The sequence below is a fragment of the Azoarcus olearius genome (assembly GCF_001682385.1).
Classification (GTDB): domain Bacteria; phylum Pseudomonadota; class Gammaproteobacteria; order Burkholderiales; family Rhodocyclaceae; genus Azoarcus; species Azoarcus olearius.
Window position 1 is genome coordinate 4,082,743 of the sequence record NZ_CP016210.1, and the last position, 15,041, is coordinate 4,097,783.

At 64.3% G+C, this 15,041-nt stretch carries 11 protein-coding genes; all 11 read right to left on the bottom strand.

What is annotated here, in order from left to right; genetic code table 11:
- Nucleotides 1–16: 16 nt before the first annotated feature.
- Entirely contained in the window at nt 17–784 is a 768-nt protein-coding gene (locus dqs_RS18670; RefSeq protein ID WP_084018689.1) for a sulfite exporter TauE/SafE family protein, read from the bottom strand.
- Nucleotides 785–843: 59 nt separating this feature from the next.
- Nucleotides 844–2,310, bottom strand: coding sequence for a glutamate synthase subunit beta (locus dqs_RS18675; protein WP_065341388.1), 1,467 nt, complete (start codon nt 2,308–2,310; stop codon nt 844–846).
- A gap of 4 nt (nt 2,311–2,314) precedes the next feature.
- Nucleotides 2,315–6,988, bottom strand: a complete 4,674-nt coding sequence (gene gltB / locus dqs_RS18680; protein ID WP_065341389.1) for a glutamate synthase large subunit — start codon at nt 6,986–6,988, stop codon at nt 2,315–2,317.
- Nucleotides 6,989–7,249: 261 nt separating this feature from the next.
- Nucleotides 7,250–8,389: a deoxyguanosinetriphosphate triphosphohydrolase gene (locus dqs_RS18685; protein WP_179948035.1), complete on the bottom strand. Its 1,140-nt coding sequence runs from the start codon at nt 8,387–8,389 to the stop codon at nt 7,250–7,252.
- Nucleotides 8,380–9,462, bottom strand: coding sequence for a 3-dehydroquinate synthase (aroB, locus tag dqs_RS18690; protein WP_065341390.1), 1,083 nt, complete (start codon nt 9,460–9,462; stop codon nt 8,380–8,382). The genes dqs_RS18685 and aroB overlap by 10 nt, the downstream gene beginning before the upstream one ends.
- The gene (locus tag dqs_RS18695) at nt 9,450–9,980 is read right to left on the bottom strand and encodes a shikimate kinase (protein ID WP_041642861.1); all 531 of its coding nucleotides are present in this window, start codon (nt 9,978–9,980) and stop codon (nt 9,450–9,452) included. Before dqs_RS18695 ends, aroB begins: the two co-directional genes overlap by 13 nt.
- Nucleotides 9,981–10,062: 82 nt before the next feature.
- Entirely contained in the window at nt 10,063–12,186 is a 2,124-nt protein-coding gene (pilQ, locus tag dqs_RS18700) for a type IV pilus secretin PilQ (RefSeq protein ID WP_065341391.1), read from the bottom strand.
- On the bottom strand, nt 12,183–12,698 hold the full coding sequence (locus tag dqs_RS18705) for a pilus assembly protein PilP (RefSeq protein ID WP_065341392.1): 516 nt from the start codon (nt 12,696–12,698) through the stop codon (nt 12,183–12,185). The genes pilQ and dqs_RS18705 overlap by 4 nt, the downstream gene beginning before the upstream one ends.
- Nucleotides 12,695–13,369, bottom strand: a complete 675-nt coding sequence (locus dqs_RS18710; protein WP_065341393.1) for a type IV pilus inner membrane component PilO — start codon at nt 13,367–13,369, stop codon at nt 12,695–12,697. Before dqs_RS18710 ends, dqs_RS18705 begins: the two co-directional genes overlap by 4 nt.
- Complete coding sequence (locus dqs_RS18715; RefSeq protein ID WP_065341394.1) at nt 13,366–13,965, bottom strand: PilN domain-containing protein; 600 nt, start codon at nt 13,963–13,965, stop codon at nt 13,366–13,368. Before dqs_RS18715 ends, dqs_RS18710 begins: the two co-directional genes overlap by 4 nt.
- Nucleotides 13,962–15,038, bottom strand: coding sequence for a pilus assembly protein PilM (locus tag dqs_RS18720; protein ID WP_065341395.1), 1,077 nt, complete (start codon nt 15,036–15,038; stop codon nt 13,962–13,964). The genes dqs_RS18715 and dqs_RS18720 overlap by 4 nt, the downstream gene beginning before the upstream one ends.
- Between the last annotated feature and the right edge of the window lie 3 nt (nt 15,039–15,041).

The window sequence follows — 15,041 nt, forward strand, 5'->3', positions numbered from 1 at the left end:
ACCTGCGGCCGGCGCCTCAGCCGGCGACCGCATCCCACAGCAGCTTGAGGCCGGACAGGCCCAGCATTGCCGTGGAGAACAGGTAGAAGGGCCGTTCGGGGATGCGCTTGAGCAGGCGCATCCCCAACCACACGCCGACCGGCACCAGCGGCAGCAGGATCGCCGACATCATCAGCGTGTCAGGGTTGAAAAGCTGCAGTGACAGGTAGAACGGCAGCTTGGCGATGTTGATCGCGGCGAAGAAGAACACCGAGGTGGCGACGAACCGCTCGCGCGGCAAACCGCGGCCGAGCAGGTAGATCAGCAGCGGCGGCCCACCGGCGTGCGACAGCGTGCTGGTGAAGCCCGAGGTGGCGCCGCAGGCGGCCGCCCAGGCCCGCCGCAGCGGCCGGGCCTCGCCAGCGGCTGCCGCAGCTGCGGGCTTCGTCCGCCGCAGCAACCGGTCGGCGGCGAACACCACCGAAATCGCCCCGAGTGCGCCGACCACCATGCGGTCGGACATCACGCCGAAGGCCAGCGCCCCAAGGCCGATGCCCGCCAGCGCTGCAGGTATCAGCACCCGCAGTTCGCGCCATTCGGCCTTCCCCCGCCAGGCACGGATGCCAGCCATGTCCATCGCGATCAGGATCGGCAGCACGACCGCCACCGCATCGCGTGGCGATATCCACATCGACATGAAGGGCACGGCCAGCCCACCCAGGGCCCCGCCGAGGCCGGACTTGGAAATGCCGGTCAGCAGGATCGCAATCGCGGTGACGATCCAGCCGGTGACATCCATTTCCATCGTCCGCTCCAAAAAACAAGGGCGACCCGCAGGTCGCCCTTAGATTGCCGCCGCCTCGATCAGCGCGGCAGAACGCTTTCGCCCATCAGGAACTCGTCAACCGCGCGGGCGCATTGACGGCCCTCGCGGATCGCCCACACCACCAGCGACTGACCACGGCGCATGTCGCCGGCGGCGAAGACCTTCTCGACATTGGTGGCGTAGCAGCCCTCGCCGTCCGTGGTGGCCTTGGCGTTGCCGCGGGCATCCTTGTCGACGCCGAAGGCTTCGAGCACTCCACCCACCGGGTTGGTGAAGCCCATCGCCAGGAACACGCGCTGCGCCGGGAACAGCTTCTCGGTGCCGGGCACCTCGGCCATGCGACCGTCCTTCCATTCAAGGCGCACGGTGCGCACACCCGTGAGCTTGCCGTTTTCGCCGACGAACTCCTTGGTGCCGATGGCGTACTCGCGCTGGGTGTCGCCTTCCACGTGGGAGGACGAGGTGCGCAGCTTGATCGGCCAGTACGGCCAGGTCAGCGGCTTGTGCTCCTGCTCGGGCGGCTGCGGCATCACCTCGAACTGGGTGACCGAGGTGGCGCCATGACGGTAGCTGGTGCCCACGCAGTCGGAACCGGTGTCGCCACCGCCGATGACCACCACGTCCTTGCCGGCCGCGGAGATCGGGTTGGGCGCATCGCCCGCCACCTGCTTGTTCTGCGGGATGAGGAATTCGAGCGCGAAATGCACGCCCTCGAGTTCGCGCCCGGGCACCGGCAGATCGCGCGGCACTTCGGAGCCGCCAGCCAGCACGACCGCGTCGAAATCCTTCCGCAGCTGTTCCGCGCTGACGACTTCCGTGGCGTCGCTGACGATGCCCTTGGGCAGATCCTTCGCCCCGACCACCACGCCGGTGCGGAACACCACGCCTTCGGCCTGCATCTGCTCGACACGGCGGTCGATCAGACCCTTCTCCATCTTGAAGTCGGGGATGCCGTAACGCAGCAGACCGCCGATGCGGTCGTTCTTCTCGAACACGGTGACGTCATGGCCGGCACGCGCGAGCTGCTGCGCAGCCGCCAGGCCGGCGGGGCCGGAGCCGACCACCGCAACCTTCTTGCCGGTCTTGACCGCGGCGGGCTGCGGCTGCACCCAGCCCTGCGCCCAGGCCTTGTCGATGATCGCGTGCTCGATCGACTTGATGCCGACCGCGTCCGAATTGATGTTCAGCGTACACGCGGCTTCACAGGGCGCCGGACAGATGCGGCCGGTGAACTCCGGGAAGTTGTTGGTCGAGTGCAGCACCTCGATCGCTTCGCGCCAGTTGCCGCGATAGACCAGGTCGTTCCAGTCCGGAATGATGTTGTTGACCGGGCAGCCGTTATTGCAGAACGGGATGCCGCAGTCCATGCAGCGCGCGCCCTGGATGGCGGCCTGCTCGTCGGACAGCGCAGCGACGAACTCCTTGTAGTTCTTCAGCCGCGCCGTCACCGGCTGGTAGGCCTCCGACAGACGCTGGTACTCGAGAAAACCTGTGGGCTTGCCCATATTCTTACGCGGCCTCCAGTTGCTGCTGGCGCTGCTCGGCCATTTCGGCCAGCGCGCGACGGTATTCGTGCGGCATCACCTTGACGAACTTCGTCCGCCAGGTGCTCCAGTTGTCGATGATCTCGCGGGCGCGGGCGCTGCCGGTGAAGCGGGCATGGCGCTCGATCAGACCCTTGAGGATGAGTTCGTCGCCCATGGTGAGGTGGTCGATATCCACCCGGCCGTGCGATTCGAGTTCGTCGCCGGACTCGGAACCCTTGCGGGCTTCGACCTCTTCCGGCAGCGGCTCGAGCGCGACCTGGGCCATGTTGCAGCGGCCGCCGAAGCTGCCGTCCTCATCCAGCACGTAGGCCACACCACCCGACATGCCGGCGGCAAAGTTGCGGCCGGTCTGGCCGAGCACGACCACGGTACCGCCGGTCATGTACTCGCAGCCGTGATCGCCCACGCCTTCCACCACCGCGGTGGCGCCGGAGTTGCGCACCGCGAAGCGCTCGCCGCCGACGCCGGCGAAGTAGACCTCGCCTTCGGTCGCGCCGTAGAGCACGGTGTTGCCGACGATGATGTTCTCGCCAGTGTTGCCACGGAACTCGCTCTGCGGACGGACGATGATGCGGCCGCCCGACAGGCCCTTGCCGACGTAGTCGTTGCCTTCACCGACCAGCTCCAGCGTCACGCCGCGGGCCAGGAAGGCGCCGAAAGCCTGGCCGGCGGTGCCGGTGAGCTTGACGTGGATGGTGTCGGTCGGCAGACCGGCGTGGCCGTAGCGGCGCGCCACTTCACCAGCCAGCATGGTGCCGACGGTACGGTTGATGTTGCGCACCGGCAGGTCGATCTCGACCTTCTCGCCCTTCTCCAACGCGGGTTTGGCCAGCCCGATGAGCTGGTTGTCGAGCGCTTTCTCGAGGCCGTGATCCTGGAACTCGGTGTGCAGGCGCGGCACGCTGGCCGGCACGTTCGGGCGGTAGAACACGCGCGAGTAGTCCAGCCCCTTGGCCTTCCAGTGCTCGATGCCCTTCTTCATGTCGAGCAGGTCGGCGCGGCCGATAAGGTCGTCGAACTTGCGGATGCCGAGCTGGGCCATCAGTTCGCGCACTTCTTCGGCGATGAAGAAGAAGAAGTTGACCACGTGCTCCGGCTGGCCGGAGAAGCGCTTGCGCAGCTCGGGATCCTGCGTGGCCACGCCCACCGGGCAGGTGTTGAGGTGGCACTTGCGCATCATGATGCAGCCTTCGACGACCAGCGGCGCGGTAGCGAAGCCGAACTCGTCGGCGCCGAGCAGCGCGCCGACGACGACGTCGCGGCCGGTCTTGATCTGGCCATCGACCTGCAGGCGGATGCGCGAACGCAGGCGGTTGAGCACCAGGGTCTGCTGGGTTTCGGCCAGGCCGAGTTCCCACGGCGAACCGGCGTGCTTGATCGACGACCACGGCGAAGCGCCGGTGCCGCCGTCATGGCCGGCAACCACGATGTGGTCGGCCTTGGCCTTGGCCACACCCGCTGCCACGGTGCCGATGCCGATTTCCGACACCAGCTTGACCGAGATGTCCGCGTTGCGGTTGGCGTTCTTCAGGTCGTGGATCAGCTGGGCCAGATCCTCGATCGAGTAGATGTCGTGGTGCGGCGGCGGCGAGATCAGGCCGACGCCCGGCACCGAGTGACGCAGGTAGCCGATGTACTCGGACACCTTGTGACCCGGCAGCTGGCCGCCTTCGCCCGGCTTGGCGCCCTGCGCCATCTTGATCTGGATCTGGTCGGCATTGACCAGGTACTCGGTGGTGACGCCGAAACGGCCCGAGGCGACCTGCTTGATCGAGGAGCGCAGCGAATCGCCGGCGGCGAGCTCGATGTCGCGCTCGACACGGCTCTCGCCGATGATCTGCGACAGCTTCATCGCCTGGGTGATCGGCTTGAAGCGCATCGGATCTTCGCCGCCCTCGCCGGTGTTCGACTTGCCGCCGATGCGGTTCATCGCGATCGCGAGCGTGGTGTGGGCTTCGGTGGAGATCGAGCCGAGCGACATCGCGCCGGTGGCGAAGCGCTTGACGATCTCCTTGGCCGACTCGACTTCGTCGAGGGCCACCGGGGGACCCGCCGGCTTGATCTCGAACAGGCCGCGCAGCGTCATGTGGCGCTTGGACTGGTCGTTGATGATGCGGGCGTATTCCTTGTAGGTGTCGAACTTGCCGGAGCGGGTCGAGTGCTGCAGCTTGGCGATCGCATCCGGGGTCCACATGTGCTCTTCACCGCGGACACGGAAGGCGTACTCGCCGCCGGCGTCGAGCATGGTGGCCAGCACCGGATCGGGGCTGAAGGCCTTCTTGTGCAGGCGGATGGTCTCTTCCATCACGTCGAACACGCCGATGCCTTCCACCTGGCTGGTGGTGCCGGTGAAGTAGCGGTCGCACAGCGCCTGCTGCAGGCCGACGGCTTCGAAGATCTGCGCGCCGGTGTAGGACATGTAGGTCGAGATGCCCATCTTGGACATGACCTTCATCAGGCCCTTGCCCACGCCCTTGACGAAGTGCTTGATGTACTTCTCGCCCGCTTCGCCGCCACCCGCCATGGTTTGCAGGGTTTCCAGCGCGAGGTAGGGATGGACCGCCTCGGCGCCATAGCCGGCGAGCACCGCGAAGTGGTGGGTTTCACGCGCGGAGCCGGTTTCCACCACCAGGCCGGCGCGGGTGCGCAGGCCCTTGGTGACCAGGTGCTGGTGGATGGCGGACAGTGCCAGCAGCGCCGGGATGGCGACGTTGTCGGCGTCGACCTTGCGGTCGGAGACGATGAGGATGCTGTAGCCGCCGAGCACCGCGCTTTCAGCGTCGGCACACAGCGAGGCCAGGCGCGCCTCGACGCCTTCCTTGCCCCAGGCCACCGGATAGCAGATGTCCAGTTCGGCCGAGCGGAACTTGTTCTTGGTGTACTGGGCGATGTTGCGGATCTTCGCCATGTCGCCGAAGTCCAGCACCGGCTGGGTGACTTCGAGGCGGAACGGCGGGTTGATCTCGTTGATCTCGAGCAGGTTGGGCTTGGGACCGATGAAGGACACCAGCGACATCACCAGTTGCTCGCGGATCGGGTCGATCGGCGGGTTGGTGACCTGCGCGAAGAGCTGGCGGAAGTAGTTGTAGAGCGGCTTTTCCTTGGACGACAGCACCGCCAGCGGCGAATCGTTGCCCATCGAGCCGGTGCCTTCCTCGCCCGACTTGCCCATCGGCTCGAGGATGAACTTGATGTCTTCCTGGGTGTAGCCGAAGGCCTGCTGGCGATCGAGCATGGGCGCGGCGCATTCGGGCGCGGCGGCATCCGCCGGCGCTTCGAGGCCGTCCAGCTTGATGTTGATGCGGGCCAGCCAGTCGGTATAGGGCTTGACCGCCGCCAGGCTGTCCTTGATTTCCTTGTCGTCGATGATGCGGCCCTGTTCCATGTCGATCAGGAACATCTTGCCGGGCTGCAGGCGCCACTTCTTGACGATCTTGCTGTCGGGGATCGGCAGCACGCCGGATTCGGACGCCATCACCACGTAGTCGTCGTCGGTGACGAGATAGCGCGCCGGGCGCAGGCCGTTGCGGTCCAGCGTGGCGCCGATCTGGCGGCCGTCGGTGAACGCGACCGCGGCCGGGCCGTCCCACGGCTCCATCATGGCGGCGTGGTATTCGTAGAAGGCGCGGCGCTTCTCGTCCATCTGGGTGTGCGATTCCCAGGCTTCCGGGATCATCATCATCACCGCGTGGGCCATGGAATAACCGCTCATCACCAGCAGTTCGAGCGCGTTGTCGAATGCAGCGGAGTCGGACTGGCCCGGATAGATCAGCGGCCAGATCTTCTGCAGATCATCGCCGAGCAGCGGCGAATGCACGCCCTTTTCGCGCGCGCGCATCCAGTTGTAGTTGCCGCGGACGGTGTTGATCTCGCCGTTGTGCGCGATGTAGCGGAACGGGTGCGCCAGGTTCCACTTCGGGAAGGTGTTGGTCGAGAAGCGCTGGTGCACCAGTGCGAGCGCCGACACGGTGCGCGGGTCGACAAGGTCGAGGTAGTACTCGCCGACCTGGGTGGCGAGCAGCAGGCCCTTGTAGTTGACGGTGCGCGCCGACATCGACACGACGTAGAACTCCTGGCCGTGCTTGAGGTTGAGCGCGTTGATGGCATTGGCGGCACGACGGCGGGCGACGTAGAGCTTACGTTCGAGCGCTTCGGTGACCATGATGTCGGGACCGCGGCCGACGAAGAACTGGCGGATCACCGGCTCCTTGGCCTTGACCGTCGGCGACATCGGCATGTCGGGATTGACCGGCACGTCGCGCCAGCCGAGCACGGCCAGGCCTTCGGCGCGCGCGGCGCGTTCCATTTCCTCTTCACAGGCGATGCGCGAAGCCTGCTCCTTGGGCATGAAGACCATGCCCACGCCGTAGTTGCCCGGCGACGGCAGGGTGACGCCCTGCTTGGCCATTTCTTCGCGATAGAGCGCGTCGGGAAGCTGGATGAGGATGCCCGCACCGTCGCCCTGCAGCGGATCGGCACCCACCGCACCCCGGTGGTCCAGGTTTTTCAGGATCTCGAGGCCCTGCAGGACGATATCGTGATTCTTCTGGCCCTTGATGTGGGCGATGAAGCCCACACCACAGGCATCGTGTTCGTTGGCCGGGTCGTACAAACCCTGCTTCTGGGGGAGATCCATCTCGTTCTTCCTCGAAACAACTCGCGCGCCGGCTAGGGTTCCGGCGCAGGTTGGCGACGCAAGTGGTTGAATACTCGTCGCTTGCCAAAGCCGCACGCAGGACGTGCGGACACAAAAAAGCCGGGCGCAAAGGCACGCCGGCTCTGCACGATCGACTTACGGTTGCGCGATCGCTACGAACACAACAAACGGATCATCGAATATACCCCCCCGAATCTTTCGATTCAAGAGGTTTTTGCACTGCGGTAACACTATGATGATTCAATGGATTTCGCCCACCGCGAAGAGCCTGCGATGCTCTTTCATGGCGTAGCGGTCGGTCATGCCGGCGATGTAGTCAGCGATGGCGCGCGGCTTGTCCGTCCGCGCCTTTTCCTGGTACTGCGGCGGCAGCAGGCGCGGATCGGCCATGAAGGCGCCAAAGAGGTCACCGATGATCCGGCGCGCCTTGTCCGTCATGCGCAGCACCTGATAGTGCCAGTAGAGGTTTTCGCGCAGAAAACCCTTCAGCGCGCGCAGGCGCGGCTGCAAACTGGACGAATACGCCACCAGCCTGGGGCCGGCCCGCACATCGTCCACCGTGCGGACGCCCGCATCGGCAATGTTCGCCCGCGTCTGCGCGATCAGGTCGAGCGCCATCGCATTCACCATGCTGCGCACGGTTTCGCTGATCAGCTTGCGCCCCGCAAGCCCCGGCCAGCGGAACTGGACCGCGCGCCGGTGCTCGGCGAAAACGTCGATGCTGTCCAGTTGCTCCAGCGTGATCAAGCCGGAGCGGAGCCCGTCATCTACATCGTGATTGCTGTAGGCGATCTCGTCGGCGAGATTGGCCAGTTGCGCCTCGAGCGACGGTTGGGTGCCATTGAGGAAGCGCGCGCCGAGTTCGCCGAGCTTTTCCGCATTGGGCCGGGAACAGTGCTTGAGGATCCCTTCCCGGGTTTCGAACAGCAGGTTGAGTCCGTCGAACGCGGCGTAGCGGTCTTCCAGCAATTCCACCGTCCGCAGCGACTGCAGGTTGTGCTCGAAGCCGCCGTAGTCCTTCATGCAGGCGTGCAACGCATCCTGGCCGGCATGACCGAAAGGCGTATGCCCGAGATCGTGGGCGAGCGCGATCGCCTCCGCGAGGTCTTCGTTGAGCCCAAGCGCACGCGCGAGGCTGCGAGTGAGCTGGGCGACCTCGATCGTGTGGGTCAGCCGGGTGCGGAACAGGTCGCCTTCATGATTGACGAAGACCTGGGTCTTGTACTCGAGGCGGCGAAACGCCGTGGAATGCACGATACGGTCACGGTCGCGCTGGAACTCGCCACGTTCGCGGGGAGCCGCCTCGGGATGCACCCGCCCGCGAGAAACCGCCTCGCTGACCGCATAGCTAGCCAGTTCCACGGCGTCCTTCACTCGCAGCGGCGGGAAATCGCCGCACCGATTTCGCCGGCATTGGCATCCCCGAACATCAGCGCCTTGCCGATGGACGCCAGCAGAACCAGCCGCAGCCGGCCGGACTCGACCTTCTTGTCGTGAGCCATCAGTTCCAGATAGCGTTCGATGCCCAGCGCCGGCGCACGCACCGGAAGACCGGCACGCACGAACAGCGCTTCGATGCGATTCACGTCGTCGTCCGTCAGCCAGCCAAGCGCCCGGGACAGCTCCGCGGCCATCATGGTGCCGGCCGCAACCGCCTCCCCGTGCAGCCATTCACCGTAACCCATGCCCGTTTCGATGGCGTGGCCGAACGTGTGGCCGAGGTTGAGCAAGGCACGCTCCCCTTGCTCCGTCTCGTCCGCGGCCACGACCTCCGCCTTGTTGCGGCATGAGCGCTCGATCGCATAGGCAAGCGCCTCAGGGTCGCGCGCCCGCAGGCGCTCGATGTTCTCCTCAAGCCACGCGTAGAACGCGGGGTCGCGAATCAGGCCGTACTTGATAACCTCGGCCAGACCCGCGGAAAGCTCGCGATCGGGCAAGGTATTCAATACCTCGATGTCGGCCAGGACCAGACGGGGCTGGTAGAACGCGCCGATCATGTTCTTGCCGAGCGGATGATTGATCGCGGTCTTCCCCCCGACTGAAGAATCGACCTGCGACAGCAGGGTAGTCGGAATCTGCATGAAGGGCATGCCGCGCTGATAGGTGGCAGCCGCAAAGCCGCCCATATCCCCAACGACACCACCGCCGAGCGCGAGCAGCGTGGTCGAACGCTCGCAGCGTGACTCCAGCAGCATGTCGAAGATGCGGTTGAGCGTGGTCCAGTCCTTGTGCGCCTCTCCGTCCGGAAGCACTACGGTGGACACGGCAATACCGTGGGATTCCAGTCCGGCGGTGAGGCGCTCGAGATACAGCGGTCCTACGACGGTGTTCGTGACGATGGCAACCCGCGGCGTGCGCAGCAGCGGCACGATCAGTTCGGGTCGCGCCAGCAGGCCTGCACCGATGTGAATCGGATAACTACGGTCGCCAAGCGCAACGTTCAGTGTTCGCATATGGGCTTCTTCACCGACGACAGGGCTTTTTCAATCTGCCGGACCATGGCGCCAGGGTTCCCCCTGCCCCCATCCACAATGATGTCCGCAACTTCGCGGTAGAGCGGATCGCGCTCCTTGTGCAATTGCTCGATTCGCTGCCGCGGATTCTCGACCTGCAGCAAGGGGCGGTTCCGGTCGTGGCGGGTGCGTTCCCACAGGATGTGGGGCGGCACGTTGAGATAGACAACGATTCCGCGCTGAGCGAGAAGCGCACGATTGGCCGGGTCGAGCACGACGCCCCCACCGGTCGCGAGGATCAACTCGCCTTCACGCGTCAGCTCGTCAATGGTCTGCGCCTCGCGCCTGCGGAAGCCGGCCTCGCCCTCGATCTCGAAGATGGTCGGGATGCTGACGCCAGTGCGGGCAACGATTTCGTGATCGCAGTCGACGAAGCGCATGCCGCGGCGTTTCGCGAGTTCCCGTCCGACCGTGGTCTTTCCGGCGCCCATCATGCCGATCAGTATCAAGCAGCTCACATGCACTCGCCGGGAGTTCCTAAAAGCACGGGGCGGCCCCTCTTCAGGCGGCCGCCCCCGGATTGTAGCAGCAGCGTGTCGCTTACCGCAGCGTCAGGCTGTCCGACACGATCTTCGGCGTAATGAACACGAGAAGTTCCTTGCGGTTCGAAATCTTGCTGCGGGTGCGGAACAGGAAGCCGACCACGGGTAGTTCGCCCAGGATAGGCACCCGGTCTTCGTTATTGGTTTCTTCCTCTTCATAGATCCCACCGATCACCACCGTGCCGCCGTTGTCGATCAGAACCTCGCTCTTGACGTTCTTGGTTTCGATCGGAGGGACGTTGAGCACAGCCGACTCGAACAGCGGGCGATCCTTGTTGACCTCGATCGACAACTGCAGCCGGCCGTCGGGCGTGATCTGCGGCTTGACCTTGAGCGACAACACGGCCTTCTTGAACGCCACGTTGGTCGCACCCGAACTCGACGCCTGCAGGTAAGGCACTTCCGTACCCTGCTCGATCGACGCCTCCACCTGGTTGGCCGTCAGCACGCGGGGGCTGGAGACCACACGACCGCGACCGTCGGATTCGAGCGCCGCCAATTCGAGGTTCAGGAAGCGGGTCAGGCTGCTGTTGAACAGCGTAAGGTTGAGACTGCCGAAACCGGTGGGAAGGAAGCCGGAGCCGCTGGTGGCCGACTCGCCCACATTGCGCTGGAAATCCACCGTTCCAGCCGTGGTCGTGGAGCTGACGAACTCGGATGAGCCGAACCCCAGCTTTGCACCGCCACCCAGGCTCTTGTCCTTGGCATCGCCATAGCCAAGGCGGACGCCGAGGTCGCGGGCGAATTCCTTGCTCGCCTCGACGATCCGCGCCTCGATCAACACCTGCCGCGGCGCGACATCGATTTCATTGATCAAGCGACGCAGCGAACCCAGACGGGCCGCAACGTCGGTCACGAACAGCTTGTTGCTGCGCTCGTCCACCACCACCGAGCCGCGTTTGGAGAGAATCGACTGGTCCTTGTTCTTGAGGAAGTCGAAAATCTCTTTGGCCTTGTGATAGTTCACCTGGAAGCTCTCGGTCTGCAGGGGCTCCAGATCACCGATCTGGGCCTTGGCTTCGAGTTGCAGCTTCTCACGGGTGGCCAACTCCTCACCCGGCGCAATCCAGATCACGTTGCCGTTCTTGCGCATGTCCAGACCCTTGGCCTGAAGGATGATATCCAGCGCCTGATCCCACGGCACATCCTTCAGACGCAGCGTCAGGTTGCCCTGTACCGTGTCGGACGTAATGATGTTGAAGTTGGTGAAGTCCGCAATGACCTGCAGCACCGAGCGCACGTCGATGTTCTGGAAGTTCAGCGAGAGCTTTTCGCCCTGATACTGGCCGCGCTGCACCAGCTTGGTCGGATCGTCGACCACGCGTTTGACCTCGACCACAAACTGGTTGTCGCTCTGGTAGGCGTTATGCTCCCACTGCCCGGTCGGCGTGATCACCAGCCGGACCTTGTCGCCCTGCTGCTGGGACTCCACCGAGGTCACCGGCGTCGCAAAGTCGGTCACGTCGGCGCGGCGACGCAGATGCTCGGGCAGCGACGTCTTGAGGAGGTCGACGATCAGCTTCCCACCTTGCTGGCGGATGTCGATGCCGGTATCGGGATGGGAGAGCTGGACGATGACGCGCCCCTCGCCGTCCTTTCCACGGCGGAAATTCACGTCGCGGATGCTGTTTCCGTCTCCCACGCTTGCCCGGGAATCCGAGAAATTCGCGAAGGACTGCGCCGACGAAGTCATCGACACGGCGGATTCGCTGATCGGGTTGAGCTGAATGATGACGTTCCGGCCATCAACCCGTGCCTGGTAAGGCGTCATCTTGACCAGGTTGAGGACCAGTCGAGTGCGATCCCCCGCCTGCACGATGTTGGCGGAACGCAATTCCCCCTGTCCGATCTCCTGGACGCTGCGTCCCAGCGCGTTTGCGGTACCCGGGAAGTCGAAGGCGATCCTCGCCGGGTTGGCGACGCTGAAGCTCGCGGGCGGCGCGCTCAGCGCCTCCTTCATTTCCACCCGGACGTAAAGGCTGCCACCCTGCTCCGCAACTTCCAAAGCCTTGATCTGATTGGCGACGGCCGACTGCACCTCGCCCTGCGCCACGGCCGACGTGACCGGGACGACGAGGCTCAATATCGCCGCGGACAGCAGCGCACGGATTCCGTTCTTCATTTTCTGCCCTCCGGGCGCTCCTGCAACTGCAGCGTACTGGTACGCTCAACCCAATCGCCGTTCATGTCTTCAACCAGTTCCCTAAGCGTCACCTCGGCTTCGGTAATGGAAGTGACCACTCCGAAGTCCTGCCCCATGTAATTGCCGACCTTGACCTGATACAAGCTCTTGTCGGCCTGGATCAGAGCATGGACCACCTTGCCCTGCATCAGCAGGCCGACCATCTTGAGCGACTCGAGGGGGAAGGCCTCGAGGGGCTCGCGTCGGCGATCCATATCCGGGCGTACCCCGCCGCCACCCTTCTTTTCCGGCTCGATGCGCGCCGCCAGGAAAGGCTCGACCAAGGCTGCCGCGGAATAATCCACGCCCGGGAACGGCTTGATCTCGGGGAGAGGCTTTACGGACGGCTGCATGTCCTTGGCCTCGTGTTCCATCCACGCCTGAATATTCTCCTGGTCGCTGGAACAGCCGGCCAGGCAGGCGCAGCACAGTGCCAACCAGACGGCTCTCATCGCTTCTTCCCCTTCGCGTTCTTCGCCGATTCGGCCTGACGCCTGCGCGCCAGTTCTTCCTCGTCCAGGTAGCGGTAGGTGATCGCCTTGGCGTTCAGCTTGAGACGGCCGTCCTTGGCCGACTCGAGCGCGACGTTGTTCAGGGTGACAATACGCGGCATCCGCGCCACGTCGGCGGCGAATTCACCAAGATCGTGATAACCACCGGTCACGATCAGGTCGATCGGCATTTCCGCATAAAAGTCCTTCACCTGATCCGCGCCCGGCTTGAACAGTTCGAACTGAAGTCCGCGCCCCAGCCCCGCCTGGTTGATGTCGGACAGAAGCGAGTCCATTTCAGCCCGATTCGGAAGCTGCTTGAGCAAAGCGCCAAACTGCCGGTCGATCTCGGCCAGCTGCCGCTTGTGCTCGTCGAGACTGATGGCCTGCTTCTTCTTGGAAACCCAGTCCTGCCGCAGCTGAACCTCTTCAGCCTCGCGCTGCGTGAGCGTCTGCGCCTGGTCACGCCAGTCGAACCACCATGCCGCCGCCAGCGTGACGGCCAGGAGACCCACGAACACGGCGACCCGCGGCGCGAGCGGCCAAGTTCCGGGGTCGTTGGCGTTAAGACCCTTGAAGTCTTGTGCCAGACGCTCGAAGTCGAAGCTGCCCAACTTGTTCGGGCCCTTCATGACCGTCCTCCCTTGCGCTTCGCGGCCGGCTTCGCCGCCTGAGGCTCTTCGGTCTTGGGCCGCTCGATACTGATCCCCAAGGTAAACTCACTGACCCGGCGATTGTTGACGGTGGCGGCTTTCACTTCCACCAGACCAGGCTGTTCGAGGAAAGGCGACTCATCAAGATTGCGCATCAGACTGGACACGCGTGCGTTCGACTGCGCATAGCCCACGAGCGTGATACGTCCGCCCACCTGCTTGACCGACTTGAGATAGACGCCGTCCGGCGTCGCCTTAGCCAATTCGTTGAAGAGATGGACAGCTTCCGCTCGACGCCCCTGCAGGGATTCGATCACCTGCTTGCGGGCAAGCAGGGCGTCGATCTGCTCGCGCAGACGCTTGATCTCCGCAATCTCCTGGTCGAGCTTGGCGATCTCCGCCTTCAGGAAGGCATTCTTGCGCTCCTGCCGCTCGATGTAGCCTGCATAAACGAGATGCACGACGAGCGCGACGACCAGGCCGCCAATGACCATGGCGCCGGAAATGGCGTAGAACTGCTGCCTGCGCTCACGCCGCTTCGCTTCGCGATGCGGCAGCAGATTGATCCGTATCATGCGTCGAATCTCCGCAGGGCGAGGCCGCAAGCCACCATCAGCGAGGGAGCGTCGGCCAGCAGGTTCTTGGAGCGCACCTTCGATGAAAGCGTCATGCCTGCAAAGGGGTTGGCTATGATGGTTTCGACCTGGGTACGACCAGCGACGACCTCCGCGAGGCCGGGCATGACAGCACATCCGCCGGCAAGCACGAGGTAATCCACCTGATTGAACTGGGTCGACGTGAAGAAGAACTGCAGCGCGCGGGACACTTCGAGCGCCAGGCTGTCCATGAACGGTCGCATCAGGTCGCGCGCGTAGTCGTCGGGCAGCGCACCCGAGCGTTTGGCCGTTTCGGCCTCTTCGAAACTCATCCCGTACTGGCGGGCGATATCCTGGGTGAGCTGGAAGCCGCCAAAGGCCTGCTCGCGGGAATAGACCTGCTGACCGCCGCGCAGCACCGTGACGTTCATGACGCTGGCGCCGATGTCGATCAGCGCGACGACCTTGTCGTCAGCCCCCTTCGCGAACTGCCGGCTTACCAGCTCGAATGCCGATTCGATCGCGAGCGACTCGACATCGACCACGACGGCCTTGAGCCCGGCAGCCTGCGCCGCCGCCACGCGATCCTCGACCTTGTCCTTGCGGGAAGCGGCGATGAGGACTTCGACCTCGCCCGCTCCGGAGGGGGCAGGGCCGATCACCTGGAAATCCAGGTTGACCTCGTCCAGCGCAAACGGAATGTACTGATTCGCTTCCGACTCGACCTGCAGTTCCATTTCCTGCTCGCGCAGGCCGTCCGGAAGGATGATCTTCTTGGTGATGACCGACGACGCAGGGAGCGCCATCGCGACGTTCTTTACACCTGCCCCGAAGCGACGCAAAGCGCGGCGCACGGCTTCGCTGACGACATCGAGGTTTGCAATGTTGCCGTCCACCACAGCATCGCGCGGGAGCGGTTCGATCGCGTAGCGCTCGATTTTGTAACCTTCCTTGTCCCCGCCCGACAACTCGACCAGCTTGACGGATGAAGATGAAATATCGAGACCTGCGAGCTGGCGCGCCTTGGAACCGAACAGGGAGAAATCAATCACAAA